General features: G+C 68.6%; 26 protein-coding genes. 10 read left to right on the top strand and 16 right to left on the bottom strand.

Translation table 11 applies throughout. From position 1 onward, the window contains the following. Nucleotides 1–17: 17 nt before the first annotated feature. From BMW35_RS06705 to BMW35_RS06665, 9 genes are all read right to left on the bottom strand, one after another. Complete coding sequence (locus tag BMW35_RS06705) at nucleotides 18–425, bottom strand: DUF8055 family protein (protein ID WP_089668601.1); 408 nt, start codon at nucleotides 423–425, stop codon at nucleotides 18–20. Beyond that, nucleotides 422–2,083 (bottom strand): FAD-dependent monooxygenase, encoded by a 1,662-nt coding sequence (locus BMW35_RS06700; RefSeq protein ID WP_089668600.1) that lies wholly within the window; start codon nucleotides 2,081–2,083, stop codon nucleotides 422–424. Before BMW35_RS06700 ends, BMW35_RS06705 begins: the two co-directional genes overlap by 4 nt. Next, nucleotides 2,076–3,731, bottom strand: a complete 1,656-nt coding sequence (locus BMW35_RS06695) for an electron transfer flavoprotein subunit alpha/FixB family protein (RefSeq protein ID WP_089668599.1) — start codon at nucleotides 3,729–3,731, stop codon at nucleotides 2,076–2,078. Before BMW35_RS06695 ends, BMW35_RS06700 begins: the two co-directional genes overlap by 8 nt. A gap of 2 nt (nucleotides 3,732–3,733) precedes the next feature. After that, nucleotides 3,734–4,588, bottom strand: coding sequence for an electron transfer flavoprotein subunit beta/FixA family protein (locus BMW35_RS06690; protein ID WP_089668598.1), 855 nt, complete (start codon nucleotides 4,586–4,588; stop codon nucleotides 3,734–3,736). A gap of 2 nt (nucleotides 4,589–4,590) precedes the next feature. Beyond that, entirely contained in the window at nucleotides 4,591–4,920 is a 330-nt protein-coding gene (locus BMW35_RS06685) for a 4Fe-4S dicluster domain-containing protein (RefSeq protein ID WP_089668597.1), read from the bottom strand. Between the two features lie 189 nt (nucleotides 4,921–5,109). After that, nucleotides 5,110–5,700: a 50S ribosomal protein L15e gene (locus BMW35_RS06680; RefSeq protein WP_089668596.1), complete on the bottom strand. Its 591-nt coding sequence runs from the start codon at nucleotides 5,698–5,700 to the stop codon at nucleotides 5,110–5,112. 141 nt (nucleotides 5,701–5,841) lie between these two features. Then, nucleotides 5,842–6,810 carry a restriction endonuclease gene (locus BMW35_RS06675; RefSeq protein WP_089668595.1) on the bottom strand — a complete coding sequence of 323 codons (969 nt, stop codon included), beginning with the start codon at nucleotides 6,808–6,810 and terminating at the stop codon, nucleotides 5,842–5,844. A gap of 88 nt (nucleotides 6,811–6,898) precedes the next feature. After that, nucleotides 6,899–8,584, bottom strand: a complete 1,686-nt coding sequence (locus BMW35_RS06670; RefSeq protein ID WP_089668594.1) for a DUF7282 domain-containing protein — start codon at nucleotides 8,582–8,584, stop codon at nucleotides 6,899–6,901. Nucleotides 8,585–8,657: 73 nt separating this feature from the next. Continuing rightward, a complete protein-coding gene (locus tag BMW35_RS06665; RefSeq protein WP_089668593.1) occupies nucleotides 8,658–9,011 on the bottom strand; it encodes a 2Fe-2S iron-sulfur cluster-binding protein in 354 nt (117 codons plus the stop codon). A gap of 122 nt (nucleotides 9,012–9,133) precedes the next feature. Here BMW35_RS06665 and BMW35_RS06660 point away from each other — a divergent pair, with 122 nt between their 5' ends. The 3 genes from BMW35_RS06660 to BMW35_RS06650 are packed head-to-tail and all read left to right on the top strand — an operon-like array spanning nucleotide 9,134 to nucleotide 12,015. After that, on the top strand, nucleotides 9,134–10,147 hold the full coding sequence (locus BMW35_RS06660; protein WP_218138594.1) for an extracellular solute-binding protein: 1,014 nt from the start codon (nucleotides 9,134–9,136) through the stop codon (nucleotides 10,145–10,147). Next, a complete protein-coding gene (locus tag BMW35_RS06655) occupies nucleotides 10,148–10,963 on the top strand; it encodes a molybdate ABC transporter permease subunit (protein ID WP_089668591.1) in 816 nt (271 codons plus the stop codon). Then, nucleotides 10,960–12,015: an ABC transporter ATP-binding protein gene (locus tag BMW35_RS06650; protein WP_089668590.1), complete on the top strand. Its 1,056-nt coding sequence runs from the start codon at nucleotides 10,960–10,962 to the stop codon at nucleotides 12,013–12,015. The genes BMW35_RS06655 and BMW35_RS06650 overlap by 4 nt, the downstream gene beginning before the upstream one ends. A gap of 160 nt (nucleotides 12,016–12,175) precedes the next feature. Here BMW35_RS06650 and BMW35_RS06645 read toward each other — a convergent pair whose 3' ends face one another. After that, nucleotides 12,176–13,078, bottom strand: coding sequence for a serine/threonine-protein kinase RIO2 (locus BMW35_RS06645; protein WP_089668589.1), 903 nt, complete (start codon nucleotides 13,076–13,078; stop codon nucleotides 12,176–12,178). Nucleotides 13,079–13,298: 220 nt separating this feature from the next. Between BMW35_RS06645 and BMW35_RS06640 the strand changes: the two genes are divergently transcribed. Next, a complete protein-coding gene (locus BMW35_RS06640; RefSeq protein WP_245708145.1) occupies nucleotides 13,299–14,276 on the top strand; it encodes a PAS domain-containing sensor histidine kinase in 978 nt (325 codons plus the stop codon). Nucleotides 14,277–14,346: 70 nt separating this feature from the next. Here the strand turns inward: BMW35_RS06640 and BMW35_RS06635 are convergent, their stop codons facing one another. Continuing rightward, entirely contained in the window at nucleotides 14,347–15,177 is an 831-nt protein-coding gene (locus BMW35_RS06635) for a bacteriorhodopsin (RefSeq protein WP_089668587.1), read from the bottom strand. Nucleotides 15,178–15,319: 142 nt separating this feature from the next. Here BMW35_RS06635 and BMW35_RS06630 point away from each other — a divergent pair, with 142 nt between their 5' ends. After that, entirely contained in the window at nucleotides 15,320–16,132 is an 813-nt protein-coding gene (locus BMW35_RS06630; RefSeq protein ID WP_089668586.1) for a lipoate--protein ligase family protein, read from the top strand. Here BMW35_RS06630 and BMW35_RS06625 read toward each other — a convergent pair. Beyond that, the gene (locus BMW35_RS06625; RefSeq protein ID WP_089668585.1) at nucleotides 16,129–16,662 is read right to left on the bottom strand and encodes a redoxin domain-containing protein; all 534 of its coding nucleotides are present in this window, start codon (nucleotides 16,660–16,662) and stop codon (nucleotides 16,129–16,131) included. The genes BMW35_RS06630 and BMW35_RS06625 overlap by 4 nt on opposite strands. 80 nt (nucleotides 16,663–16,742) lie before the next feature. On the opposite strand from BMW35_RS06625, the gene BMW35_RS06620 reads away from it, so the two are divergent. The 4 genes from BMW35_RS06620 to BMW35_RS06605 all read left to right on the top strand — a co-directional run bounded on the left by BMW35_RS06620 (nucleotide 16,743) and on the right by BMW35_RS06605 (nucleotide 20,916). Beyond that, on the top strand, nucleotides 16,743–17,576 hold the full coding sequence (locus BMW35_RS06620; protein WP_089668584.1) for a deoxyribonuclease IV: 834 nt from the start codon (nucleotides 16,743–16,745) through the stop codon (nucleotides 17,574–17,576). Between the two features lie 205 nt (nucleotides 17,577–17,781). Next, nucleotides 17,782–18,585: a class I SAM-dependent methyltransferase gene (locus tag BMW35_RS06615; protein WP_089668583.1), complete on the top strand. Its 804-nt coding sequence runs from the start codon at nucleotides 17,782–17,784 to the stop codon at nucleotides 18,583–18,585. A gap of 54 nt (nucleotides 18,586–18,639) precedes the next feature. Next, nucleotides 18,640–19,737: an aminopeptidase gene (locus BMW35_RS06610; RefSeq protein ID WP_089668582.1), complete on the top strand. Its 1,098-nt coding sequence runs from the start codon at nucleotides 18,640–18,642 to the stop codon at nucleotides 19,735–19,737. An 81-nt stretch (nucleotides 19,738–19,818) separates the two neighbouring features. Further along, nucleotides 19,819–20,916, top strand: coding sequence for an aminopeptidase (locus BMW35_RS06605; protein ID WP_089668581.1), 1,098 nt, complete (start codon nucleotides 19,819–19,821; stop codon nucleotides 20,914–20,916). Nucleotides 20,917–21,026: 110 nt separating this feature from the next. Here BMW35_RS06605 and BMW35_RS06600 read toward each other — a convergent pair whose 3' ends face one another. Further along, nucleotides 21,027–21,674 carry a DUF7095 family protein gene (locus tag BMW35_RS06600; RefSeq protein ID WP_089668580.1) on the bottom strand — a complete coding sequence of 216 codons (648 nt, stop codon included), beginning with the start codon at nucleotides 21,672–21,674 and terminating at the stop codon, nucleotides 21,027–21,029. A 141-nt stretch (nucleotides 21,675–21,815) separates the two neighbouring features. Between BMW35_RS06600 and BMW35_RS06595 the strand changes: the two genes are divergently transcribed. Then, the gene (locus BMW35_RS06595; protein ID WP_089668579.1) at nucleotides 21,816–23,201 is read left to right on the top strand and encodes an MFS transporter; all 1,386 of its coding nucleotides are present in this window, start codon (nucleotides 21,816–21,818) and stop codon (nucleotides 23,199–23,201) included. Between the two features lie 42 nt (nucleotides 23,202–23,243). Here BMW35_RS06595 and BMW35_RS06590 read toward each other — a convergent pair whose 3' ends face one another. Genes BMW35_RS06590 through BMW35_RS06580 form a run of 3 tightly spaced genes read right to left on the bottom strand, consistent with a single transcriptional unit; the run spans nucleotide 23,244 to nucleotide 26,304 of the window. Beyond that, nucleotides 23,244–24,323, bottom strand: a complete 1,080-nt coding sequence (locus tag BMW35_RS06590; protein WP_089668578.1) for a metal ABC transporter permease — start codon at nucleotides 24,321–24,323, stop codon at nucleotides 23,244–23,246. Further along, nucleotides 24,320–25,234, bottom strand: coding sequence for a metal ABC transporter ATP-binding protein (locus tag BMW35_RS06585; protein ID WP_089668577.1), 915 nt, complete (start codon nucleotides 25,232–25,234; stop codon nucleotides 24,320–24,322). The genes BMW35_RS06590 and BMW35_RS06585 overlap by 4 nt, the downstream gene beginning before the upstream one ends. Further along, nucleotides 25,231–26,304 carry a metal ABC transporter substrate-binding protein gene (locus BMW35_RS06580; RefSeq protein WP_089668576.1) on the bottom strand — a complete coding sequence of 358 codons (1,074 nt, stop codon included), beginning with the start codon at nucleotides 26,302–26,304 and terminating at the stop codon, nucleotides 25,231–25,233. The genes BMW35_RS06585 and BMW35_RS06580 overlap by 4 nt, the downstream gene beginning before the upstream one ends. Nucleotides 26,305–26,322: the final 18 nt, after the last annotated feature.

The following is a 26,322-nucleotide window of genomic DNA, read 5'->3' as shown; positions in this document are numbered from 1 at the left end:
TAGTCTTTTGTCAAATGTTAACGCGACCCGCTTTCGGGGACGCGTGTCAGCAGCGCCGCCGTGTCCGCGACGTTCCGGGTGTCGACGAGCACCTCGGCGGCCTGCCGGAGCGAAACGTCGACGTCCCGCTCGACGCCGTAGCAGCGCGCGTACAGCCCGAGCCACGTCCGGACGGCGTCCTCCAGCAGCGACACCTCCGTCTCGCTGAACGCCGCCAGGTCGCCGCCGGTGCGCCCCTCTACGTAGACGGAAACCGCGGGGCCGACGCCCGTCCGGAGGTAGCGCATCGCCTGCGACTCGTCCGGCGGGTCGGGCGGCGGCGCGAAGCCCGCCCGGTCGCGCTCCGCGCGCGCAGCCAACTCCCGCACGCGCTCCCAGTACGCGGACCGCTCGCCCGACTCGGTGCCCGCGCCGTCTGCGGTCATCCCTCCCGGAACTCCACGCCCTTCCCGCCGCGCGGGTGCTCCCAGTCGGTGTCCGCGACGACCGCACACGTCCCGCACTCCACGCAGGGCTGGGTGTCGAGGCTCACGACGCGTTCCTCGTCGCCGTTGGACTTGACGGTCTCCGAGCGATAGCAGCCGCCGCCGAAGTCCTCGGCGCTCACGGGACACGCCGTCACGGCCGCGCCGCTGGCCGCGTAGGACTCGTCGCGGACCTCGATGTGCGCGCTCCCGACGTCCGTATCGTAGGTCAGGTCGCCGATGCGGTCGGCGAGACTCGGCGGCTCCACGTCGGACTCGCCGGTGACGCGCTCGCCGAGCTCCTCCGCGAGCACGGTCGGAACCGTCACGTAGGAGGTCTTCGTGTCCGGGATTGTGCCGAGCACGAACGGGGAGTTGAACAGCCGCTCGACGGTCCCCGCCAGCGCCCGGACGCCCAGCCGGCCGAGCGGCGAGTCCACGAGCGCCTCGGTCACCTGCTCGACGGTCTCGTGCTCGGTGACGGCGCTGGACGCCCGGTAGCGCGCGGGCCGCAGGTCGTCCATCACGCCCTCCTCGCGGAGCTTCTGCTCGTAGAGTTCGCCCGCGGTCGCGTTCCCGCGCGTCCGCGAGGTGACGAACGCCTCCGCGGCGAGCCCGCCCGCGGACACGGCGTGGTTCATCCCCTTGATGATGGGGCCCTGGGCCTGCATCTGACCCGCGGCGTCCCCGACCAGCAGCAGCCGGTCCTCGTGGGGCGCGGGGTGGGCCATGTGCTTCGAGTCCGGCACGAGCTTCGCCGAGTACTCGACCTCGTCGTCGTCGCCGTCCAGCCACTGCGCGAGCAGCGGGTGCGTCAGCAGCCTGTTCAGTAGCTCGTGGGGTTCGGCGCGCTCGTCGGCCAGCGAGTCCAGGTGGAACACCGTCCCGACCGAGAGCGTGTCCTCGTTCGTGTAGAGGAAGCCCCCGCCCCGGACGCCGTCGAAGAGGTCGCCCGCGAACAGGTGCGACGCCCCCTCGTCCTCGCTCACGTCGAAGCGCTCCTCGACCGCGCCCTCGGGCAGGTCGACGACGGCCTTCACGCCCTGGAAGTAGTCGCCGGCGTCGTCCCAGTCCATCAGGCCGGCGTCCCGCGCCAGCTCGGAGTTCACGCCGTCCGCGGCAATCACGACGTCCGCCCGGATGGGGTCGAGTTCGTCGCAGGTCACGCCCACGATTTCGCCGGCTTCTCGCAGGAGCCCGTTCACCCGGACCTCGGTGAGGAGGCCGCCACCGGTCTCTCGCGTCATCTCGTGGACGCGCTCGGCGAGCCACGAGTCCATCTTCCGTCGGAGCACGGCGTCACACCACGCAGTCCCCTTCGTGTGGACGCCCTCCAGGTCGATGGTGTGGACCCGGTCGCCGGCGACGTTGTGGATGTACGACTCCGTCACCGGGCGCTCCGTGGCTTCCTCGCGGAAGTCGGGGAACAGGTCGTCCATCGTGTAGGGCGCGTCCGCCTCGGCGAACAGCAGGCCGCCGCTGACGTTCTTCGCGCCGGCGTCGACGCCGCGCTCCAGGACGAGCGTCTCCACGTCGTTGGCCGCCAGCGTCGCCGCCGCCGCCGCGCCGCCCGGTCCCGCGCCGACGACGACGGCCTCGTAGTGCTCGTGTTCAGTCATCGCCGACACCTCCGGCAGTGAGGGCGGCTTCGTCCAGCTCGCCGGACTCCAGGGCCTCGGTGAGCGCCGGCAACACCTCGAAGAGGTCGCCCCGGACGTAGTAGTCCGAGAAGTCCCGGATGTCGGCGTCCGGGTCCGTGTTCACGGCGACGATGGTGTCGGACTCGTCCATCCCGACCTTGTGCTGGACGGCACCGCTGATGCCCGCCGCGACGTACAGCTTCGGTTCGACGACCTGGCCGGTCTCGCCGATCTGGCGCTCCTCGGCGGCGTACTGCTCGACGTGGCCGTCGAAGTCGTACGAGGACGTGACGATGCCCCGCGTGATGCCGAGCGCGGCGTCCGCGAAGGCGTCCGTGAGTTCGAGGCCGAGTTCCATCCCCTCGGTGGGGTCGTCGCCGATGCCCCGGCCGAGCGCCACCACGACGTCGTGGCCGGTGAGGTCGACGCCCGAGTCGAGTTCGTCGTGTTCGGTGACCTCGACGCCGAACCACTCCTCGGGGAGGTCGAAGTCGTACTCGTAGGTCTCGCCCTCGCGGCTGGGGTCGGGCTCCGGTGCCTCGAAACTCCCCGGAATCACCGACGCCGCCTGCGGGTGGAACTCCCGCGTGGGGTTGTCCAGGCAGAGGATGGTCGAGTACTCGAATCCCGAGAAGTCCGGGCGCTTCATGTGGAGGACGGCCTCGAACTCGCGCTTGTCGCCCTCCCGTCCGGTCTTCGCCGGGTTCGAGACGACCGTGTCGTCGATGTACAGCCCCGAGCAGTCCGAGGCGAGCCCGGAGTCGAGTTCGGCCTGCACGAGCGCCGAGAGGTCCCGGCCGTTGTTCGTCGCCGGGAACAACACGTACCGGGGCTCGTCGTAGTCCCGCCACGACGAGTCCCCGGCGTCCGGTTCATCGTCTAACTCCCCGCCCGCCCGGGCCAGCCCCGAGAACAGTTCCGTGTACGGCTGGTGCCGGAACCGTCCGAGTTCGGCGTCCTCCTGATAGACCACCACGTCCGCACCGAGTGCGACCACCTCGTCAGTGAGGTCAGCGACGCCGTCGCCGAGCAGCACGCCGACGACGCGCTCGTCTCGCCCGTACTCGTCGTTGTAGCCGTCCATCAGCCGGCGCGCCTTCCCGAGCATCTCCCGGGAGACGTCCAGCAGTTCGCCGTCGGTCGTCTCGCAGTACACCCACATGTCGCGGTAGGTGCCGTCCGCCAGGTCCTCGACGTACTGCTTGTCGGCGGTCGGGTGGTCGAGGTCCGGGTGGCGCTCCTCGGGCGGGTCGCGCTCCACGACCGTCTGCTCGTCGCTGCCCTGAATCGAGTCGATGCGCTTGTCCACGAGTCGGAGGACGTTGTCGCGGTCCTCGGCGTCCTCCTCCAGTTCGCGTATCTCCTGTAGCCGCTCCACGCTGTCGACGTCCTGTAGCGCGTTCGCGATGTCGGCGGGGCTCATCTCCGACGGGTCGAAGCCGCCGTCGCCGCCGTCGCCGTCCTCGCGGAACTTCTCGATGCGGGATTCGACGAGCCGTTTCGCGCCGACCCGGTCCTCGCCCGCCTTCTCCGCCTCCAGAATCGCCTCCAGCTCGTCGACGTTCTCGACGCCCTGAATTGCGGGGCCGAGCTCCGAGATGTCGTACTCGCCGGGGTCGAGCGCCACCGCTAGTCACCCCCCGCGAACCGCGCCATCTCGTCCACGACCGCGCCCATCTCGTCGGCGTCCGCCGGGTCGACCACCGTGGCGTCCCGCTCGGCGGGTGCCTTCGGAATCGGGTCGACGCCCGAGACGATGGTCGGCGAGCCGTCCAGCCCGATGAAGTACGGGTCGAGGTTGAGGTCCGCGTGGTCCCAGACCGTCATGTGTTCCTCGTGGTCTTCCGCCCGCCCCCGCGTCTCCTCGCGGCGGTCTTTGTGCGTCAGCCGGTGTTCGGCGCGCCGATACGACGGGTCGAACTCGGGGTCGGTGACGACGAACGCGGGCAGCGGTGCCTCGACGGTCTCTATCTCGTCCACGTCGCCCGCGACGAGGCGCTTCGCCCGGAGCACCCCCTCGTCGGTGTCGACGTCGAGCGCGACGACGTGCGTGACCAGCGGCCAGCCGAGACACCACGCCGTCTGCGGGCCGGTGTGCCCGGTCTCCCCGTCGGCGGTCTTGAACCCCGCGAACGCGAGGTCGGGCCGTTCGTCCAGCCGGCGGATGCCGGTCGCGACAGTGATGGCGGTCGCCCACGTGTCGGCGGCCGCCATCTCGCGGTCCGACAGCAGGTAGAGGTCGTCGGCGTACACCGTCTCCATCGCCTCTCGGAGCACGTCACCGTAGCCCGGCGGCCCCATGCTCATCACGCTCGCCGTGCCGCCGTGCCGGACTTTCGTCTGGAGGGCCGCCCGGAGCGCGGGCTCGTCGTTCGGGTTCATCACGGTCGGTGTGTCCCCGCGTTCGAGGTGGCCGTCCTCGTCGAAGGACACCTGCCCCTCTCGGAAGTCCGGGACGCCCTTCGTGAGTGTGACTGTCCGCATCGCTACGCTCTCCCCGCCCGGCCGGCGTCGACGTCGATGGCGTCGACGGGGCAGACGTCGACACAGAGCATGCAGTCGATGCACTGGCTCTCGTTGGCGGGGTCGGCCTTGAGTTCGCTCTCGGGGTGGTCGGGCGTATCGACCCACTCGAAGACATCGACGGGACAGTCCTCGACGCACGCGCCGTCCGCGATGCAGACGTCGAAGTCCACTGCGACGTGGGTGCCGTGAATCCCGAGTTTCTCCGGCTCCTCGACTGGCCCCCACACGTCGTGGCCCATGTGCGTATCTACCTGCTGTCGGTTCTGTTCGAAGTTCGCGTCGATGGCCATGGTAGTAGTCCACACCGTCGCCGCGCGCCCACAAAACTGTGCGGGTCGTTAATGATAGATTAACGGCCGCGAGCGCCACGCTCCGCGCTCACCGCCGCACACGGCCGTGGAGGACGAACCGATGCGACCACGCCGCCGGCCCGCGGCGCTGTCGCTACGCAGTCGGAGAAAACGGAAGAGAATCGGTGGTTACGACTTGCGGCGCTTGCCCGCGTTCGAGGACGGACGCACGTGCTCCGTGCCCTTCCCGCGGTTCTGGAGGCCGCGACCGCGCTGGCCCGCGCTCGTCTTCCCGCGGAACGCGCGGTTCTTCTGGGACTCGTCGCAGATCCAGTTCAGGCTGTCGTCGTTCTGGATTGCGCCGTGCTCGGGGTCCAGCAGAATCACTTCGAACCACTTCTGCGAGCCGTCTTCCCCGACCCAGTAGGAGTTCAGGGTGCGGAGGTTCACGTACTTCCGGCTCGCGCGCTCCTCGGCGATGCGCTGGAGGTTCTTCGCGCGACCGATGCGGTTGACACCCTGCCGCTTCGTGCGGCGACCCGCCTTGAAGCGGGACTTCCGGGCGGTCCCCTTCCGGACGCTCACGCGCACGACCACGACGCCCTGCTTGGCCTTGTAGCCCAGTTCGCGGGCCTTGTCCAGCCGGGTCGGGTGGTCGACGCGCTCGATTGCGCCCTCCTTCCGCCAGTCCTGCTTGCGCTGCCACTGCAGCTCGGCGAGCTTCCCGTCGCTCGGGTCCCGCCACGCTTCCTTGATGTGAGAGTAGACGCTTCGTGCCATAGTTGTCCGCGGGCGCTTGCGTGGTTCAATTCTCGGTCACCCGAGAATCACATCCCGTCCTGAGTGTTCAGGAGCCCACTGGAGCCCGCCGCCAGCGAGTTACTCACCGCTACTTCGCCGCCGGGGTTAAGAACTTCGGAACTACGCCACGTCGAACGCGAGGTCCGCGCGCTCGAAGCGCAGCCCCGGTCCCTCGTAGGTCTCCACGAGCGTCGCGCCGTCGAACGACTCCGGTGCCACGAACACCACGACGGCGCGCGCCGACTCTCCGGACGACACCAGCGTCGGCAACTGGGCCGACCGGAACGACCGGCTCTCGTTCTCGAACGACTGCACCGACCGGAACGTGTCGTTGACCGCCAGCGCGAAGTGCTCGTCGCGCAAATCCACGTCCCCGTTCCCGGTCGACGACACGTTCAGTTGCACGACGATGAACGTCTTCCCGGACGGTGCCGAGTAGTTCCCCAGGTCCGTCTGCGTGCGAACGTCCCACGTCACGTCGGCGACCGTCTGGTTCGCGTCGGACAGCGACAGCGCCGTCACGGCCGGTCCGCTCGCACCGCCGCCGCTACCGTTCCCGATGAACGGAACCGAACCCAGCAGTGTCGGCCCGACGAACACGGCCGCCACCACCACCAGCGCCGCCACCAGAATCGGCACCACGGGGATACCGGCCGGCACGGACACCGGCAGTGACGGAATTCGGCCGAGCAGCCCACCACCGCCGCCGCCGGTCTCGAAGTCGTCGAGGAGGTGTTCGGCGTCCTCGTCCCGGACCGACGTCGCGAGTTCGTTCGGGTCCAGGAGGTGGACGTCGGCGGCGTCCGCGGCGCTCCGCGCGCCCGTCGTGAATCGACCGCGGGTCGCCATCACTCGGACGTCGACGCCCTTCCGCTCGCAGAACGCCGCGAAGTCCTCCACCTCGGAGGCGTCGACCTCCGTGTCCTCGGCCGGCCGGACTCCGATGAGGCCGCGTTTCCCGTTGTCCCTGTCGCCGGCGACGAGGTACGTCCCGTCGTCGTTCGGCGTGACGGAGGCGTCCCAGCCCTTCTCCCCCCAGAACGCCGCGAGGAACTCGGGGAACGCCGACTCGTCCATCTCCTCGAACATCACCGACCCCCCGTGTGCCGCGCCAGTCCGTTCATACAGCGCTCGTTCACCTGCAAGGAGTGCGCCCGCCCTCCATAAACTGTCGGGGTCACTCTCTCCCCGCGAGCAGTGCGCTCGCTGCCAGCGCCACCACCACCAGCACCGGCGACAGCGGCACTGTTCCGCCTGAACCGCCGCCGCTCGCCTGGTTCGGCGTCATCGGCACCGACTCCTCGGTGTCCAGCGACCGCTGCGTGGTCGCGGCTGTGGTCGTGTTGTTCGACGCACTCGTCGTCGTGGTCGTGTTGTCGACTGGTTCCGGCGACGGCCGCACGCTCGCGTTCGCCGCGACGACGGTTCCGTCGACCTCGTAGGCGACGTCGCCGTCGTCGAGGCTCGCGTTCCGGTTCGCGTCCGCGACGGCCGTCGCGGTCAGCGTCGTCTCGTTCTCCAGCGGGTCGACGAGCGGGACGCTCACGTTCCCGTGGTCGCCGGCCCCGAGGTGTCGAGACACGCCGACGGTGCTGGTGCCGTTGCCGGTGATGTTCCCCGTGATCGATACGAACCCGCCGTGGGACAGCGAGACGTTCTCGACGACCACCGACTGCTCGTCGGCCTGCTGGTCGGCGAACGACAGGGCGGCGTCAGCGCGCGTCAGCGAGACGGTCTCCTCGCTCTGGCTGCGGTGGCCGAGCACCCACAGCGGGAGCTCACCGGGCACGTTCGCGGTGCCGAACGCGAACGCGGTACTGAAGCTGCCGTCCTCGGCGACGGTGACGACGTTCCGCCAGAGCTTCTGCGGGGACTCCTCCTGGAGTGCGCGCACGTCGAGGGTCGTCGACGGAGCGAGGTTCGTCTGTCCCGTGACCTCCAGTCGCCCGTTGTCCCAGGGAGCGAGCGTGAACGACGGCGACCCCGTCAGTCCGACGCTCGGGTTCACGACGCGGACGCGCTCGCGGACGAGCGTCTCGTCTTCCTCGACGAGATTGCTCGACGCACTGAGCGTCAGCCGGAGTTCGTAGGTGTTGTTCGAGTTCCGCGTGACCGGAACGGTAGTGTCCCAGAGCACGGCGAACTCGCCGGTGTCACCCACGCGTGAGACGACGTCCACTTGACCTCGCCCGTACGTCTCGGCGACCGTGTTCGGCTCCGGGTCGAGCTCCGAAATTGTCACGTCGATATCGTCGTTCAGCCGGACGTCGACTCCCGACTCCGGCAGCGCCCACGACAGCCCGCTCTCGTTCACGACCACTGCGGCGTAGTCGCTGCGCGCTACGGTGTCCCGCTCGGTGATGGCATCAAAGGCCTCACCTACGCTCGCCTCCTCGAAGTCGAGGTCGTCGGGCGCGATCCCCATCTTGCCGGTGGTTTCGGTACGCGGCTGTACCGCTAGCGTGCCGCGAGCCAGTTCCTGGCCCTCCACGGTCACGGACAGCGTGTACTGCCCGGGTTCGAGTGCCTGGTCGATGGGTGCACTTTTCAGCTCCGCACCGTCCACGGAGAGAAAGTCAGCGGGGTTGATGCTCGTCGTGTTGTACGTGTCCAGCGTGATCGTATTGGACCCGGACCCACCGAGCGGAATCCGGACTTCGAAGCCGTCGCCCGAACCACCGATGGTGAGGTTCGCGTCTGTCGAGTGACTCACCGAAATGTCGACGCTGTCGCCGCGCGTGACCGTGACGTAGTTCTCTCCGAGCGACGCCGATTCGTCGTTCGGGTCGGTTGCGGCCACGGGCGCGACGACGCCGGCGGCGACCACGAGGAGGGCGACTACCGCCACAGCGATGCGTTCCATACGATTGGTCCCCCGAGTTACGGTCACGTTACCGGGCCACCCTATAAATGCGCGTGGGTCGTCGGTGCAGAACTCACTCGCGGCCGCCCCACACGCGCTTGTCCGGCAGTAACTCGACGACCATCCCGTCCTCGACGGGCACCTGACAGGACAGCCGCGGGTAGCCGAATCGGGCTGCCAGTCGGTCGTGCCAGTGGGCCGGTTCGCGGTCGCCGTGCAGCCGAACGCCGCAGGTGGCACACAGCCCGCGCCCGCCACAGTTCGCTCGTGCAGTCACGGCCGAGTACGGCGACAGATCGGCCGCCAGCAGGGCGTCTCTGAGTGGTCCGCCCGCTGTCGCGGTAATCTCCGTAGTGCCTTCCCCGTGCTCGACGACGACTCGCGCGCCACTCTCGTCGCCGCTGCCGCCATCGTCGGCGTTGCCCATGCGGGGACGTTGCACTCCACCGGGAAAACTCGCTCCCCGAGTGAGCGTCGACAAACGGCAGCGCCCACAAACAGATATCTTTGAGATAAGCTTTTGCACCAAACACCGCTTCGTGTGTGATAGTGACTGACCGCTCCCCGACCACCCGTCGACGCTTTCTCCGGGCGGCCGGAACCGCCGCCGTTGCTGGCACTGCGGGCTGTACCGGTTGGCGCGACAGCGATGGGAGTCAATCGACGACGATCGCGATTCTGGCCGCCGGCAGTCTCCAGAACGCGCTGGCGAACGGCCTCAGGCCCGCCGTCGACGTCCCCGTCGAAATCGAAGCGCACGGGTCCGCGACTGTCGCTCGGATGATCGACGAGGGGCAACGCGACCCCGACATCGTATCTGTCGCCGACGTGGCGCTCTTCGAAGCGCCGCTCTCTCCGTCGTGGCACTCGGTGTTCACGAGCAACGCCGTCGTCGTCGCGTACAATCCGGACACCGCCGGCGGGGAGCGTCTGGCCGAAGCCGGGTCCGAGCGCTGGTACGAACCGATGGTCGAGGGGGACGTGGCTATCGGCCGAACCGACCCCGACCAGGACCCGCTGGGGTACCGCACGCGATTCGCACTCGAACTCGCTTCGCGGTACTACGACGGCGCGCCGAACCTCGTCGACCGAATCCTCGAACGAGACCAGGTCTACCCCGAAACGTCGCTGCTCAGCCAGTTCGAGGCCGGGTCCATCGACGCCGCGTTCGCCTACCGAAACATGGCCGTCGAACGCGACTACGAGTACGTCGAGTTGCCGGACCAGGTCAATCTGAGTAATCCAGCGTACGCCGAGGACTGGTACTCGGAGGCGTCGTACACGCTGCCTAGCGGGCAGACAATTCAGGGCGGCGTCATCAGCTACGCCTCGACCATCCGGCACGTGAGCGACGCCGCCGTCTCCGTGTTCGACGTCCACACCACCGGGCAGTACCTCGAAGACCACGGCTTCCTGCTGCGCGACCAGCTTCCCGCGTACTCGGGTGCCGTCCCCCAGCGCGTCAGGGCGGCGACCAACCACTCCACAGAGCACAACTCCCGGCTCGGCGGACCCGCAGACGCGGTGTCGTCGTCGGTCTCGGACATCACGGTGCTCGTCTGAATGCCGACACGCTCACACTCGACGGAGTCGGGCACAGTCGGGTCCGGCTTCGACTGGCTCAACGTCGCGCTCGTCCTCGGTGGGCTGTTGCTGCTGTACTACGTGGTGCCGATGGTGTCCCTGTTCGTTTCAGTCCCGGCCGGGGACGTCCTCGCCCGGATGAGCAGCCCGACCGTCGTGGATTCGGCGACCACGTCGCTGCTCTCGGCGTCGATCAGCACCGTCGTCGCCGCGCTGTTCGGCTTGCCGCTCGCGTACTGGCTCGCACGCACCGACGGGTTCGTGGCGAAAGTCGTCCTCGCGTTCGTTGTCCTCCCGCTCGTCCTCCCGCCGACGGTCGGCGGCATCGTGCTACTCACCGTCTTCGGCCCCGGTTCGCCGCTCGGTGACGCTGCGATTGCCGCGGGAATCCCACTCACGCGGTCGCTCGCCGGCGTAGTTCTCGCCCAGACCTTCGTCGCGTCCCCGTTCGTGGTCGTGACGGGCAAGGCGGCCTTCGAGAGCGTCGACCAGACGCTCGAACACGCCTCCCGGTCGCTCGGAAAGAGCCGCCTGACGACCGCTCGGCGCGTGACGCTCCCGCTCGCCGGTCCGGGGATTCTCGCCGGCGTGACACTCGCGTTCGCGCGAGCGATCGGCGAGTTCGGCGCGACGATGATGCTGGCGTACTACCCCCGGACGATGCCGGTCCAGATATGGGTCGAGTTCAAGCAACTCGGCCTGGACAACGCCTATCCGGTCGCGATACTGCTGGTACTGATCGCCGCCGCGGCGCTGTTGATTCTCAACACTGTCGCCACCAACCCATGGGAATGACACTCGAACTCTCTCGGCTGCGCAAGGCCTACGGACAGTTCGACTTCGGCCCGGTGGACCTGACCGTCGACGACGAAGTGCTCGCCGTCCTGGGGCCGTCCGGCAGCGGGAAGACGACGCTGCTCTCGCTGATTGCCGGCATCACCAGCCCCGACTCGGGGTCGATTCGCCTCGACGGCCGAGACCTGGTCGGCGTCCCGCTCGAAGACCGGCGCGTGGGGATGGTCTTCCAAGAAGGCGCGCTCTTCCCACACATGACCGTCCGCGAGAACGTCGAGTACGCGGCCACCACCAGCGACCGCGTCGACGAGCTCGTGGCGCTGCTCGAACTGACCGACGTTCTCGACAGGACGCCGCCGACGCTCTCCGGCGGGGAGCGCCAGCGAGTCGCCCTCGCGCGAACGCTGGCGACCGACCCGGACGTGTTGCTCCTCGACGAACCGCTGTCGAGTCTCGACGCGCCTATCCGGAGACGCCTCCGGGACGAACTCCACAGCCTGTTCGCCTCGCTCGACATCCCGGTGCTCTACGTCACGCACGACCAGCGCACGGCGACGGCGCTCGGCGACAGAATCGCCATCGTTCGGGACGGAGCCCTCGAGCAGGTCGGGACGCCGTCGACGGTTCTCACTCGGCCGACGAGCCGCTTCGTCGCGCGCTTCACCGGCACCGAGAATCTCTTCGACGCGACAGTGACTGACCGAACGGCGGACGGAGCGACAGTCCAGTTCGGCGACGTGCAACTCCAGACGGCGACTGCAGACGTCGCTCAGTCGGCCGTGACTGTCTGTATCCACCCGTCACGGGTGGCGGTGGAGGCCCCGTACGTCGCCGACGGCGACCGAACGGCGAACGCGGTCTCGGGAACGGTCACCCGGTGGTTGAACGAGGGGAGTGAGTACCGGGTCGACATCGACGTCGACGCGGGGCCGCTCACTCTCACAGCGAACGTCCGTCCACCGACCTTCGACCGGCTGGCCCTCGAACGCGGCGCGGACGTTCAGGTACTGGTTCCGGACGCGTCGATACACCTGATTCCGGGCGGCGAGTGAGTGCGCGAGCATTCCGCCTGTCTCGGTAGCCCGGACTCACAGGACATGCATCGAGTCGCCCGGCTCTCTTCTCCGAGTCGCCTATTTGCTATCGCGACATACGATATACGGTGGCAGCACGGAGCGGTCGCTACGAACCTGCGAACGACACAGAACGGCGTCAGTAGTCGTCGACGCTGCCGAAATCGTCGGCTGCGACCGCGTCGGCGACGGCGGTCAGGTCGGCGTCCGGAACGTCACTCGGGTACTTCTGCTGGAAGTACCGAACGATGTTCTCCACGTCGCGGTCCAGTAACTCACGGGCGTTCTCGTGGTCGGTCGGGGTCGCCTGCGGCCAGTCGAACAGCACCACGCCGTCCTCGTTCACGAAGACGTTGTACTCGCTGACGTCCGCGTGGACGTACCCCTCGCGGTACGCGGCAGCCACCTCCCGCAGAACGAGGTCGAGGACGCCGCTCGCCTGCGCGGGTTCGAGTTTCGCCTTCGAGAGCTCCGTGCCGTCGATCTTCTCCATCACGATGGCGTGACGGTTCTGGTCGACGGGTCGCGGCACGTTCACCGTGGGGTACAGTGTCTCCAGGGCGTCGTACTCGCGCTCGGCGGCCTTCCGCGCGGTGTACAGCCAGGACGTGTGTTCCTTCTCGCTCGTGTAGTCCCGGCCGCGGTGGACTTCCCGGAACTGGGTGTAGCCCTCGCGGTGGAACTTCAGCGCCATCGGGCGGAACGACTGCACCTCGTAGACGTCGCTCTCCTTGCCGACGCCCAGGGGCGCGCCGAATCCTTCGACGGTGTCCCGCTCGGCGAACGCCCGGAGCGCGAGCACGTCGTAGCCCGCGAACGTGAGCTGGACGCCCTCGTACTGGATGGTCTTCCGTTCGAGGAACTCGCGGTCGAGCATCCGGTCGAGTCGGTAGTCGACTTCCTCGGTCGTGAGTCGCGAGAACTCCGGGAGCTTCTCCCGGCTCACCCACTCCGAGAACCGCATCCCGTGTTCGACGCCCGACAGCAGGTGGAAGTCCTCCTCGTCGAGGTCCGCGATCTCTTCGGCGACGTTCCGCACCATTCGACCGTCGCTACGCCGGTGCCGCCTAAAAGCCTCGCGGAGCACTCGAGCGCCGCGTCGGGCGTCGGCCAGCGGGTATTGTGGACCATCTCGGATTTTGCCCGCGAGCGGGCCAGATGAGGCGGTTCCGGGGCGGACGCGAACGAAGCTCTGAACGTAGCAGGGTCTGCCACCACCTCTGATAAACTCTATGTCGAGATATAGAACGTACTGGCTGGCGGTGACGAGCGGGACGATCACGTACGTCAGCCAGTCCGCCGAGAACGTCCTCGGCTTCGAGCCGTCCGAGTTGACCGGCGAAAACGTCGTCTCCTACATTCACCCGGACGACCAGGCGAAGATTGCCCAGGACCTCTCGGAGTACGTCGACGACTACGGCTACACCGGGACCTACCGGGTTCGGGTCCGCGACTCGAACGGCGAGTGGCGCGTGTTCGAGGCGCGAGCGGCGAACCTCCTCGACGACCCGTTCGTGGAGGGCATCGTCCTGAACTCCCGGGACGTCACCGAGAAGCAGCGCCGGAAACGGAAACTGGAGCGGCAGAACGAGCGCCTCGACCAGTTCGCGAGCATCGTCGCCCACGACCTCCGGAACCCACTGAACGTCGCGGTCGGACGACTCGACCTGCTGGCGGAGAACGTCGACGGCGACCAGGCGGACACCGTCGACACCATCCAGCGGCAGCTCGGCCGAATCGAGGACATCATCGAGGACTCGCTCGCGCTCGCGCAGTCCGGCGAAATCGTCACCGAGACCGACGAGGTCGATCTCGGGGCCGTCGCCCGGGAGGCGTGGGCGAACGTCGACACCGGCGAGGCGTCGCTCGCCGTCGGTGACGCGGTCCGGCTGTCGGGCGACCGGCATCGCCTGCTCAACATGTTCGAGAACCTCTTCCGGAACAGCGTCGAGCACAACGAGCCGACCGACCTGACTGTCCGGGTCAGCGCGTTGCCCGACGAGTTCGGCTTCTACGTCGAGGACAGCGGCACGGGAATTCCGGCGGAGGAACGCGAGAAGGCCTTCGAGCGCGGCTACACGACGAACCGGGACGGCACGGGCTTCGGGCTCGCAATCGTTCAGGACATCGTTCAGGCCCACGGCTGGGAAGTCTCGCTCTCGGATGGGGCGGACGGCGGGGCGCGGTTCGAGGTGGCGTGTGACGCGATTCCCCTCGAGCAGCAGACCGAACTCGCGTGAGTACAGGGCCGCGGCGGGGACTCGGCACACCGACGCGCGAGCGCGGGCTATCAGTGTCGCCGGGCCGCAGCTAGTCGTCGCCCGGCGCGGTGCCGAGCGTGCTCCCGGCGGCCGCCACGGTCTGCTCGTTGTCCGCCACCCACCGCAGCAGCAGGAACGCGAAGACGTACTTCGCGAAGATGTCCAGCACCGAGTACCCCCACGACGTCACGCCGACGGACTCGACGAGCGCGAGTCCCTCCACGCCGACGGCCCAGATGATGGGGTAGCCGAGCCAGAGGACGACAGTCAGCACGCGCAGCGTCTGGAATATCTCGTCGGTCCCGGCGTCGGCTGCGGCGGCCGTCCACTCCGTCAGGAGCGCGTACAGCACGACGGCGAAGAACGCACAGCTGATGGCGTAGAACGCCCACCGGAACAGGACCGAGGACGTCGTCATCGCCGCCGCCAGCCCGGTCACGCACATCCCCACGTCGGCCGCGATGACCGTGAATAGGCTCCCGCGGTCCACGTCGGCGAGCAGGCCGAGTGCGAGCAGTATCATCGGTGTCGACAGCGCCCACGTCAGGTAGCGGCCCCACTGACTGAGTACTTCTTCGCCCGCGAGCGCGTGGCCCGCCGGCATCTCGAGGAAGCCGACGGTGAGTCCCGACAGCAGGCCCAGGTAGCTCGATATCGACACCAGCGGAATCAGCAGCGTCGCTCCCCAGACGAACCGTGCGCGCGGGCTCCTGACGTTCCGTCCCATGTACACGAACAGCAGGACGGCGACGCCGGCGAGCGCGACGTTCACCCACAGCGACGAACTCAGCAGCGCGTCGTCCCGTATCGCGTCGACGGCGCTCGACTGTGCGGCCAGCAGCGATGCGTCGGTTGCGACTTCCACGCCTGACGTTGGCATGTTTTGTCAGCACGTAGCACAGGTACATATAACCCGAACCCGGTCGCGCCAGTTCCGAGGGGTGAATCGTCCGGTCCTGTCCGGCCTCGTCACGACCACAGGGTGACGAACCGCTTTTGCCACTCGCCGTGGAACGCGTGGTATGGCTCTCGCCGACCGGGAGTGGCGACTGATACCGGAACAGGCCCGCGACGGCCCGATGCAGATGGCGCTCGAAGAGGTCGCCGCGGAGACGGCGGCCGGCGGCGGCCCGCGGACCGTCCGCGTCTACCAGTGGTCGCCGTCGACGCTCTCGATGGGGTACCGGCAGGCCGCCGACTCCGTCGACTGGGCGTACGCCGACTGCGAGGGCGTCGACGTGACGCGCCGGCAGACCGGCGGCGGTGGCATCTACCACGACGAGTCCGCGGACATCTCCTACAGCGTCGTGGGGCCGGCCGACGAACTCCCCGGGGACCTGATGGAGTGCTACGACCTCCTCTGCGAGCCCATCCTCGACGCCTTCCACGAGATGGGCGTGGACGCGCAGTTCGTCGGCGAGGAGCACCCGGCGCTCCACGAACCGGCGTGTTACCTGCGCGCGCTCCACCCCGCCCACGACATGGTCGCCGGCGGGAAGAAAATCGCCGGGAACGCCCAGTACCGCACCCGCGACGCCGTCATCCAGCACGGCTCGCTGTCCTACGACCTCGCGGTCGACCACCACCTCGGCGTGTTCGCGGACCCGGGCGTCGGCGAGTCCGAGTTCCGGGAGCGCGTGACGAGCATCCGCGAGCAGGCCGACATCTCCCGCGAGGACGCCGTCGCCGCTCTCGAAGACGCGCTCCAGTCGTGGTGTGACGCGTCTGTCGGCGAGTGGACCGACGACGAGCTCGACGCCGCCCGCGAACTCGCCGACGAGAAGTACGCGACCGACGACTGGACGCGCGAGCGCACCGACCCCACCGACGCCTAGTTGAAGCCGAACGTCTGCGGTTCGTCGCCGAAGAGCTCCTCGACGGCACCCCGAATCTCGTCCAGCGGCGGCTGGTCCCGGGTCGGGTCGAGGGGGTGGTCGCCCACCCATCGGTACCGGACGACGCCGTCGCCGTCGAGGAGGAACACCGACCGCTTCGACCGCGGGAACACCTTGAACGTCCGGTAGCTGACGCCGAACGCGTCCGATATGGCGAGGTCTCGGTCCGAGTACAGCGGGAAGTCGATGTCGAGGTAGTCGATGAACTTCCGGTGGGTGGCCACCCGGGACTTGCTCGACCCGACGACGGAGACGTCACCCGACGACGTGAACCAACCGTAGTCCCGGAACGCACACCACTCGTCGACGCAGTCCGGGCTGAAGTCGTTCGTGTAGAAGACGACGAGCAGCGGCCCGTCGGCGTACAGCTCCGCCAGTGGAGTCGTCTCGACGCTGCCGTCGTGCCGCACAAGGTCCGCGGTCACGTCCGGCACGCCGTCGCCGACCGCGAGCACGTCGTCGGAGGCCATAGACGCCACAGGGCACCGGCGACGCATAGGCGTTGCGTGTGCTTCGAAGCCGCTAAGTCGAGTCGGTCGCAGGGTGACGTATGCGCGTCGGAGCACACGTCTCTATCGCCGGCGGAATCGACAACGCCGTCGGGAACGAACTGGACGTCGGCGGGAACTGCGGCCAGATATTCACCCACTCGCCGCAGGTCTGGCAGGACCCGAACGTCGGCGACGACGAGGCGGCGGCGTTCCGCGACGGGACGGCCGCAGACCTCGACGGCCCGTGGGTCATCCACTCGTCGTACCTCGTGAACCTCTGCACGCCGAAGGACGACCTCCGCGAGAAGTCCGTCGACAGCATGCAGAAGGAGGTCGACGCTGCCGACAAGCTCGACATCCCGTACGTGAACGTCCACCTGGGCGCACACACCGGTGCGGGCGTCGACCAGGGTCTGGACAACGCCGTGAGCGCGCTTGACGAACTCGACATTCCCGACGGCGTGACGGTGTTGGTGGAGAGCGACGCTGGGTCAGGCACGAAACTCGGCGGCGACTTCGAGCACCTGGCGTACGTCCTCGCGGAGTCCGAGCATGACCTCGGCGTCTGTCTGGACACCGCCCACGCGTTCGCCGCGGGCTACGACCTCTCGACGCCGGACGCCGTCGCGGACACCCTCTCCGAGTTCGACGACGTCGTCGGCTTCGAGCAGCTGGCGTGTGTCCACCTCAACGACTCGAAACACGACTGCGGCACGAACAAAGACGAGCACGCCCACATCGGCGAGGGTCTCATCGGCGAGGACGGCATGCGCGCGTTCGTCAACCACGACGGCATCGTCGACCACGACGTCCCGCTCGTGCTCGAGACGCCGAACGAGGACGGCAAGGGCTTCGCGTGGAACATCGACCGCGTCCGAACGCTCCGCGAGTAGCGCCCGGTGGACGGCCCGTCCTCGTACTCTGTCAAACGTCTGTTTCAGCCTAGGTCGGTACTAAGTCCGAGGCGCGTGACAGTTCAGGTGCGTCCGCCTGCCATCCCCCTGCTCCCGGTCGCCGCGAACGCGCCGGGCGCGCGGCGGACGTCCCCCCAACCCCGACCCGTCAGTTTTTCGCCCCTTCCCCCCTTCCGCTCCGTTCGTGCGCGAGTTCAGTGCCGACTACCTCACCGAGACGCGCCGCGGCATGTGGAGCGACCGCGACGCGCTCGCCGCTCTCGACCTCCCCGGGCGCTCTCGCATCCTCGACGTCGGCGCGGGGACGGGCGAACTGACGCGCGTGCTCGCCGAGGAGTCGCCCGCCGAGGTGGTCGCGCTGGACGCCGACCCGCGGCTGCTCGACCACGCCGACGCCGACCACCGGCTGGCCGGCGACGCCACGCGCCTGCCCGTCCGAGAGGACGCCTGCGACCTCGTCGCCTGCCAGGCGCTGCTCATCAATCTCCCCGACCCGGCTGCCGCCGTCCGGGAGTTCGCTCGCGTCTCCTCGGAACTGGTCGCCGTCGTGGAGCCCGACAACGGCGCGGTCGCGGTCGACTCGACCGTCGACGCGGAGACGAGGCTGTCGGCGCGCGCCCGCCGGTTCTACGTCGACGGCGTCGGGACGGACGTGGCGCTCGGCGCGGACGCCGCAGCGCTCCTCGAAGACGCGGGCCTCGTTGACGTCTCGACGACGCGCTACGACCACACCAGAGTCACCGAACCGCCCTACGACGACGCCGCGCTGGAGGCGGCGGCGCGGAAAGCCACCGGCGAACGGTTGGCCGACCAGCGCCCCGAACTCGCCGCCGGCGGCCTCGCCGACGACGCCTACGACGACCTGCGGGCGGCGTGGCGGGAGATGGGCCGCGAGGTCGTCACGCAGATGCAGGCCGGCGAGTACGTGCGCCGCGAGACCGTGCCGTTCTACGTGACGGTCGGCCGCGTCCCGAATGACAGGACGTAGACAGAATGGTCGTTCTGGAAACATTTTTTCTGTGGCCCTGCGACACCCCACGCGATGGACCCCCGCATCGAGTCACACGCCGAGTTGCTCGTCGACCACTGTACCGACATCGACCGAGGAGACATGGTCGGCGTGAACGCGCCCGCCGTCGCCGAACCCCTCGAAGTCGCGCTCTACGAGAAGATCGGGGAGCGCGGTGGGATACCGGTCGGCCTCAGTCTCCCCACTCGGGCCGTCCGGGCGTTCGCCGAAGCCGTCGACGCCGACGACTTCGAAACGCCGGCCCACGCGCTCGCGTTCCTCGAGGCCTGTGACGTCTTCATCGGCATCCGCGGCGGCGAGAACGTCGCCGAGATGAGCGGCATGGACCCCGAAGACATGCAGGCGTTCGCGAAAGTCAACGAACCCCTCCAGGACGCCCAGATGAACACCGAGTGGGTCGGGACGCAGTTCCCCGCGCCGGGGCGGGCGCAGAAAGCCGAGATGGGCACCGACGACTACCAGGACTTCGTCTGGAGCGCCATCGACAAAGACTGGGCAGAACAGCGCGAGTTTCAGGCGCAGATGGTCGAGCTTCTGGAAGCCGGTGACGAGGTCCGCATCGTCGCCGGCGACGAGACGGACATCAGGATGCGCACCGGCGACAACCCCGTCAAGAACGACGACGGCCGCACCAACCTCCCCGGGGGCGAGGTGTTCACCGCGCCGATTCCGGACTCCGTGGACGGGTCCGTTCGCTTCGACAAGCCGGTGCTGTCACAGGGCCGCGAAATCGAGGGCGCGTCCCTCGAATTCGAGGGCGGCGAAGTCGTCGCGCACGACGCCGACCAGCACGCCGACGTACTCGCCGCAACACTCGACACCGACGACGGGGCGCGTCGCGTCGGCGAACTCGGCATCGGGATGAACCGGGACATCGACCGGTTCACGTACAACATGCTGTTCGACGAGAAGATGGGCGACACCATCCACCTCGCACTCGGTCGGGCCTACGACGACACCGTCGCTCCGGACAACGAACAGAACCGCAGCGCAATCCACAAGGACATGATCGTCGACATGAGCGAGGACTCGTACATCGAAATCGACGGCGACGTTGTCCAGCGGAACGGCACGTTCGTCTTCGAGGACGGCTTCGACGACGAACTGTGACCTCACGGGCACGGAAATAAACCGCTGGCATCCGAGTTCCGGTTCTCCCAGTCTTATGCCGGCGGCGGAACAGGTGCGTGTATGGACGAGCGAGTGCGACAGCACGCGGAGATTCTCGTCGACCACTGCGCCGACGTGCAGCGAGGCGACATGGTCCAGATTGGAGCGAGCAAGCACGCCGAAGACCTCGTCGTCGCGCTGTACGAGGCGCTGGGCGAGCGCGGCGCGCGACCGTCGCTGTCGTGGAGCCTCCCGAAGGCGTCCCGAGCGTACGCGCAGGCGATGGACGAGGACGACTACACGACGAAAGACCACGAGCTCGCCGCGATGGAGGAGACCGACGTGGTGTTCCTCGTCGGCGGCGGCCCCAATCCCTTCGAGACGAGCGACGTGCCGCCGGAGAAGGCTCAGGCGGGCAGCCGCGCCCACCAGCCGGTCCTAGAGGAACGCCTCGGCACCCGCTGGGTCATCACCACGCACCCGACTGCGGCGGGGGCGCAGCAGGCCGAGATGGCCACGCCAGCCTACGAGGAGTTCGTCTACGACGCCGTGAACAAGGACTGGGGCGAGCAGAGCGCGTTCCAGGCCCAGATGGTCGAGCTTCTCGACCCCGCCGACGAGGTGCGTGTCGTCTCCGGCGACACCACCGACCTGACGATGCGCGTCGACGGCATGCGGGCAATCAACGACGACGGCGACCACAACATGCCCGCCGGCGAAGTGTTCACGTCGCCCGTTCCGGACTCCGTCGAGGGCGAGGTGTACTTCGACAAGCCGCTGATGCGGCAGGGCAACGAAATCGAAGGCGTCTCACTGACGTTCGAGGACGGCGAAGTCGTGGACCACGCGGCCGAGAAGAACGAGGACGTTCTGTCGAGCATCCTCGATACGGACGAGGGCGCGCGCCGCCTCGGCGAACTCGGCATCGGCATGAACCGAGCCATCGACCAGTTCACGTACAACATGCTGTTCGACGAGAAGACGGGCGACACCGTCCACCTCGCCGTCGGCGCGGCCATCGACGAGTGCGTCCCCGAGGACAGCGAGTTCAACGACTCCGCGGTCCACATGGACATGATTGTGGACATGAGCGAGGACTCGTACATCGAAATCGACGGCGACGTGGTGCAGCGAAACGGGACGTTCGTCTTCGAGGACGGCTTTCAGTCGGAAGCGTAGCTCACGGGTAGCGAACAGGCGGCGTCGCGTCCGACCGGGACTGCCGCGCTCCCGCCGCCCCCGGCCGGCGTGGCGTCAGGTCACGCCGGGACTGGTCCCGGCTCCCTCCTTCAAACTACGTCGCCGCGTACCGTCGCGCCCGTCGCGCGCTCGCGGCTGGCTTCGACGGCTTCGGCGGCCAACTCGGCTTCGTCGTCGTCGGCACCCAGCATCTCCAGGGCGTCCGGCAGCGTCGGGAAGACGAGCTCGCCGTCCCGGAGCTTCTGGAGGGCGTCCTCGCCGCGGTGCCCCTCGGCGTACAGGCAGACGCCGCGGGGGTCGAGGACGTGCTCGTAGGTCTCCGTGGCGAGCGCGCCCTCCAGACGCTGGGTGACGTTGTCCTCGAAGCCGGCGTTGCAGACTTCGAGGTGGATGGGTTCGTCGTCGTCCACGAGGTGCGCGGCGAGACAGCGCTCGGGCGCGACGTGGCCGTTCTCGTTCGCGCGCAAGTGTTCGGGGTGGTCGTCCGCCCAGGACGCCCGCACCGTCTTCCCGACGCCGGCGACGCCGTACTCGCGCTCGAACTCGTCGGCGCGGTCGGCGTCGTCGCCCCGCAACAGGACGTCCTTCGTGAGGTAGACGTCGAGGCGGTCGACGGGGTCGAGGCCCAGCGCCACGTCGCCGTACACCCAGACCTCGCGGACGGGCACCGGCATCTCCTCGTCGACGACCGTGTCGAGCAGCGCTTCGACCCGGTCGACGGCGGCGTCGCGGTCCATGCACGACGATAGCCGGCGGGAGCCGAAAACCGTTGCGCACGAGCACCACGCGCGGGGTCTGGAGACCATCCGACGACTACGTTCGCCACGGTATCCGGCGACGGCACGGGGTTTTTCGTGGTTCGGTGAGTGCCGGTACGCATGGCAGACAGCGCCGCCGAGGAGTCCGGCGAGGTGGACGCGTTCGACTCCTACCGGCAGTTCTTCGCGCTGGAACCGGACGTGCTCGTGCTGTCGGTGGCGATGCTGGTGTTTAGCCTCGCCTTCCAGATGACGACCCGCTACGTCCCCGAGTACATCTACACGCTCGGCGCTGGCGGCGCGGTCGTCGGCCTCTACGGCAGCCTCGGGAACCTCATCTCGGCGGTCTACCCGTACCCGGGCGGCGCGCTCTCCGACCGGGTCGGCTCCCGGGTCGCACTCACCGCGTTCGCCGTCATCACCACCGTCGGCTTCCTCGTGTGGGCGGCCGCGCCGACGCTCCCCGGGTTCGCCGTTCCCGAGGTCGCACTGGGGCCGCTGGACCTCGGTGGCTGGGCGGTCGGCGCGTGGGTCTGGGTGTTCGTCGGGCTCTTCCTGACGCAGGCGTGGAAGTCGTTCGGGCTCGGCGCGACGTTCGCCATCGTGAAGCAGTCGGTCGACCCGAGCCGGCTCGCGATGGGGTTCGCGAGCACGGAGATATTCCGCCGCGTCGGCTTCCTACTCGGGCCCGCCATCGCCGCCGGCGTGCTCGCAGTCTACGAGTTCGGGGTCGGCTTCCAGTACGTCCTCCTGCTCGCGGCGGGCTTCGCGGCCGTCGCCACCGTCGCCCAGCACTACCTCTACGACGCGTCCGAGGACACCATCGGAGACTCCTTCGAGGGCCTCGACACAATCAAGCGCGACCTACTCGCGATGCCCGAGACGCTGCGCCCGCTGCTCGTCGCGGACACCCTGATTCGGTTCGCGAACGGGATGGTGTACGTGTTCTTCGTGGTCGTCGTCACGCGCTACCTCGGCGTCGGCTTCACCGGCTTCGGCGTCTCGCTGTCCCCCGAGGCGTTCTTCGGCGTCCTGCTCGCGGTCGAGATGGCCGTCGCCATCCTCACCAAGGTCCCCGTCTCGAAACTCGCCGAACGCACCGGCCTGAAGCCCGTCGTCGGCCTCGGCTTCCTCGTGTACGCGACGTTCCCGGTCATGCTCATCTCCGCGCCCCCCGAGCAGTGGGTACTCGTCGCGCTGTTCGCGTACTCCGGGCTGCGGTTCGCGGGCCTCCCCGCCCACAAGGCGCTCATCGTCGGGCCCGCCGAGCAGGACGCCGGCGGCCGCGTCACTGGCACCTACTACCTCGTCCGGAACACCGTCGTCATCCCGAGCGCCGCCCTCGGCGGCCTGCTGTACGGCGGCGACTGGACCGTTCCGGTGCCCGGCCTCGACGCCACTCTGACCGCCGGCCCCGAACTCTCGTTCGCGCTGGCGACGGTCGTCGGCCTCGCCGGCGTCGCGTACTTCGCCGCGTTCGGCCGCGAATTCGACGCCTACGCCTGACAGCCGTCCAGAAACCGTCGTTCGTTCGTACTCCGGTCGCCGTCAGTCCCCGCTCGCTCCCGTTCCGATGTCAGCGTCGTCGACCTCGATGCTCCCCGTCTCGGGCGTCGCCTGACTACTGCGGGCTCGCTGGACTTTCCCGAGCGCGACCGCGCAGACGTAGATACCGACGGCGACGAGCACGATGACGCCGCCGGCGGTGACGCCCGCGTAGTACGAGACGGAGATGCCGAGCAGCACCGCGAGTTCCGCCAGCACCACCGACACGACCAGCGACTCCGAGAAGCTCCGGGACACCTGCGTCGCGCCCGCGACCGGCACCACGAGCATCGCGGCGACGAGGATGACGCCCATAATCTGCATCGCGCCGACGACCACCATCGCGGTGAGCATCACCATCACGCGGTTGTACCAGTTGACGGGGATGCCGGAGACGGCGGCGGCTGTCTCGTCGAACGTCACGTACAGGAGCTGGTTGCGCGTCAGCGTCACGGTCGCGACGATGACGCCGAACAACACCAGAAGGATGGCCGCGCTCTGCGGGGACACCGTCGAGAGGTTCCCGAACAGGAACTGGTTGACGCCGACCGCGAGCCCGCCCGCGTTGAGGCTGATGAGCGTCGTCCCGAGCGCGAACCCGGTGGAGAGGACGATGGCCATCGAGACGTCGTTGTAGGCGTCGGTGGTCTCCGAGATCAACTCGATGAACAGCGCGGCGATCATCGCGACGACCACGGCGGTGAGGTAGGGGGACACGCCGAGGTCGAGGACGGCGTTCAGGAACAGCCCGACCGCGACCCCGGCGAACCCGGTGTGGGCCAGCGCGTCGCCGATGAGCGCGAGCTGGCGGTGGACGAGGAACGTCCCGATGAGCGGTGCCATCACGCCCACGCAGAGCCCGACTAGGACGGCGCGGTGCATGAACCGGTAGCGGGGGTTCAGCATCTCCAGATCGGTCAGGTAGTACGCCCAGTCCATCAGCCAGTACCACTGGTCGAGCAGCCAGAGGAGTGCGTCGAAGACGGCTCCGCCGACCGCGCCGACGCCGCTCTGCAGCGCCACCAGCAGCGACGGGTCGACGGCGGCGAACAGCCCGGTCAGGAACCCGATGACTGCGGTCATTCGCCACCACCCGCGAGGAACCGGGCTTCGGTGCCGAACGCGCGGGCCAGCGCGTCGCTGGCGACGAACGCGTCGCTGGGGCCGTCGAAGTAGACCTCGCGGTTCAGGCAGACGACGCGCTCGGCGTGTTCGACGACGGCACCGAGGTCGTGTTCGATGAGCACCACCGTGATGCCGTCGTCGTTCAGGGCCGCGAGCAGGTCGTAGAACGCGTCGACGGACTCGGCGTCGACGCCGACCGTCGGCTCGTCCAGCACGAGCAGGTCGGCGTCGCCCGCCAGCGCCCGGGCGATGAACGCGCGCTGGCGCTGGCCGCCCGAGAGTTCGGTGATGCGGCGGTCGGCGAACGCGCTCATCCCGACCGTCGCGAGCGCGTCGTCGACGCGCGCCCAGTCCGACGCCGACAGCCGGCCGGAGACGGCGGCGGCAACGTCGCGAACGGCCGCCAGCGGTGCCTCGGTCAGTCGGTCGCGGAGGGACCAGTCGTCGCCGCGGAGGCGGTCGAATCCGACGTGCGGGAACCGCCCCATCTTCACCACCTCGCGGACGGTAATCGGCATCTCCTTGGACGCGCTGGCGTGCTGGGCGACGTACCCGATTCGGTCGCCGTCGCCGGAGCTGCCGGCGCGTTCGCCGAACAGGCTGGCCGTGCCGTCGTCGGGGGAGAGCAGCCCGAGGAGCACCTGCATGAGCGTCGACTTCCCCGAGCCGTTCGGCCCCACGACCGCCACGTACTCGCCTCGGTCGACGGTCAGAGAGACATCTTCGACGACCGGGGTCGACGTGTAGCCGAACGTCACGCCGTCGAGGCGGACGACCGGCTCGGGCGACTCCTCGCCGGCAGCGACTCCGTCTGTCTCCTGTTCGGGGTTCGAATCAGCTACCGTCGTGTCGATTTCTGGCGTGCTCATATCGACTCGAAGTTCTGCCACTCGTCTACCCAGCCCGACCGCGGCGCGGCGCTGTCGGGCGATTCGTTGCCGAGAACGACTTCGAACGTGGGCATGTTGATGTTGTACGCAATCTCCTCGTACCCCCAGTTCTCCGCGACCCACTCCTCGCGGACGCCCGCGTACGGCGTCGCGGGGAAGTACGCCTCGACGCCGGTCTCGCGCACGAGCTGCTGGGCCGGGCGCTGGGCCTCGAAGACGCCGTTGGCGATGTACTGGATGTCGTGTTCTCGGATGACGCGCGCGGCGTCACGGATGTCTGCCGGCTTGACGTCGCCGCTCGCGGCGAGGCTGGTGACCAGCGGCCGCATCTCGACGCCGTACCGCACGCCGATGTACTGGAAGGCGTTGTGGGCGGCGAGCTGGACGACCTCTCGGTCGGCGCGGTCGAAGATGTCGGCGTAGTCCGCGTCGATTCGGTCCAGCACCTCGGTCTTGTAGGCCGCCGCGTTCTCGCGGAACGCCTCTGCGTGCTCGGGGGCCACCGAGGCGAAGCCGTCGGCGATGTTGTCGACGGACTGCTTCGCTCGCTGGGGGTCCAGCCAGAAGTGCGGGTCCTTGCCGCGCTGGTCGCCGACGCCCTCTTCCTCGCTGTCGAGGCTCGCGGCGAGGTCCACCAGGTCGACGTTCTCGCGGGCGTTGATGAGCGCGGTGTCGATGCCGTCGCCGCGCAATGTCTCGATTGCGCGGTCCGCCCACGGCTGGAAGTCCTCGCCGACGTGGACGAACGCGTCGGCGTCGATGATGCGCTGCGTGATGCTGGCGTTCGGCTCCCAGCCGTGCCCGTGGAGGCCGGTCGGGACGAGATTCTCCACGGTCAGGGGGGTGCCGTCGGCGACCTGTCTGCCGAAGTCGTAGAAGCTGAAGAACGACGCCACGGCGACGGGTCCGTCCGTCTGGCCGTCGCTGGCGGCGTTCGGCGCGCTGGGGAGCGCAGTGCAGCCGGCCAGCCCCGCGAGCGCAGCCGCGCCGCCGACGCGCAGCGCCTGCCGTCTCGTCGCCGTCACTCCGTCGAGCGTGTCGCGTGTCATGGTTGGATGAACCGCGTG

This window comes from Halobacterium jilantaiense (assembly GCF_900110535.1).
In the GTDB taxonomy this organism is placed as follows: Archaea; Halobacteriota; Halobacteria; order Halobacteriales; family Halobacteriaceae; genus Halobacterium; species Halobacterium jilantaiense.
The sequence above is the reverse complement of the archived record's forward strand: the minus strand, read 5'-3'. Positions and strand labels throughout refer to the sequence as shown.

Coding starts and splice junctions, on each gene's coding strand:
- BMW35_RS06705 (WP_089668601.1), bottom strand. CDS start 425: ATGACCGCAGACGGCGCGGGCACCGAGTCGGGCGAGCGGTCCGCGTAC.
- BMW35_RS06700 (WP_089668600.1), bottom strand. CDS start 2,083: ATGACTGAACACGAGCACTACGAGGCCGTCGTCGTCGGCGCGGGACCG.
- BMW35_RS06690 (WP_089668598.1), bottom strand. CDS start 4,588: ATGCGGACAGTCACACTCACGAAGGGCGTCCCGGACTTCCGAGAGGGG.
- BMW35_RS06685 (WP_089668597.1), bottom strand. CDS start 4,920: ATGGCCATCGACGCGAACTTCGAACAGAACCGACAGCAGGTAGATACG.
- BMW35_RS06680 (WP_089668596.1), bottom strand. CDS start 5,700: ATGGCACGAAGCGTCTACTCTCACATCAAGGAAGCGTGGCGGGACCCG.
- BMW35_RS06675 (WP_089668595.1), bottom strand. CDS start 6,810: ATGTTCGAGGAGATGGACGAGTCGGCGTTCCCCGAGTTCCTCGCGGCG.
- BMW35_RS06670 (WP_089668594.1), bottom strand. CDS start 8,584: ATGGAACGCATCGCTGTGGCGGTAGTCGCCCTCCTCGTGGTCGCCGCC.
- BMW35_RS06665 (WP_089668593.1), bottom strand. CDS start 9,011: ATGGGCAACGCCGACGATGGCGGCAGCGGCGACGAGAGTGGCGCGCGA.
- BMW35_RS06655 (WP_089668591.1), top strand. CDS start 10,148: ATGCCGACACGCTCACACTCGACGGAGTCGGGCACAGTCGGGTCCGGC.
- BMW35_RS06650 (WP_089668590.1), top strand. CDS start 10,960: ATGACACTCGAACTCTCTCGGCTGCGCAAGGCCTACGGACAGTTCGAC.
- BMW35_RS06645 (WP_089668589.1), bottom strand. CDS start 13,078: ATGGTGCGGAACGTCGCCGAAGAGATCGCGGACCTCGACGAGGAGGAC.
- BMW35_RS06635 (WP_089668587.1), bottom strand. CDS start 15,177: ATGCCAACGTCAGGCGTGGAAGTCGCAACCGACGCATCGCTGCTGGCC.
- BMW35_RS06630 (WP_089668586.1), top strand. CDS start 15,320: ATGGCTCTCGCCGACCGGGAGTGGCGACTGATACCGGAACAGGCCCGC.
- BMW35_RS06625 (WP_089668585.1), bottom strand. CDS start 16,662: ATGGCCTCCGACGACGTGCTCGCGGTCGGCGACGGCGTGCCGGACGTG.
- BMW35_RS06620 (WP_089668584.1), top strand. CDS start 16,743: ATGCGCGTCGGAGCACACGTCTCTATCGCCGGCGGAATCGACAACGCC.
- BMW35_RS06610 (WP_089668582.1), top strand. CDS start 18,640: ATGGACCCCCGCATCGAGTCACACGCCGAGTTGCTCGTCGACCACTGT.
- BMW35_RS06605 (WP_089668581.1), top strand. CDS start 19,819: ATGGACGAGCGAGTGCGACAGCACGCGGAGATTCTCGTCGACCACTGC.
- BMW35_RS06600 (WP_089668580.1), bottom strand. CDS start 21,674: ATGGACCGCGACGCCGCCGTCGACCGGGTCGAAGCGCTGCTCGACACG.
- BMW35_RS06595 (WP_089668579.1), top strand. CDS start 21,816: ATGGCAGACAGCGCCGCCGAGGAGTCCGGCGAGGTGGACGCGTTCGAC.
- BMW35_RS06590 (WP_089668578.1), bottom strand. CDS start 24,323: ATGACCGCAGTCATCGGGTTCCTGACCGGGCTGTTCGCCGCCGTCGAC.
- BMW35_RS06585 (WP_089668577.1), bottom strand. CDS start 25,234: ATGAGCACGCCAGAAATCGACACGACGGTAGCTGATTCGAACCCCGAA.
- BMW35_RS06580 (WP_089668576.1), bottom strand. CDS start 26,304: ATGACACGCGACACGCTCGACGGAGTGACGGCGACGAGACGGCAGGCG.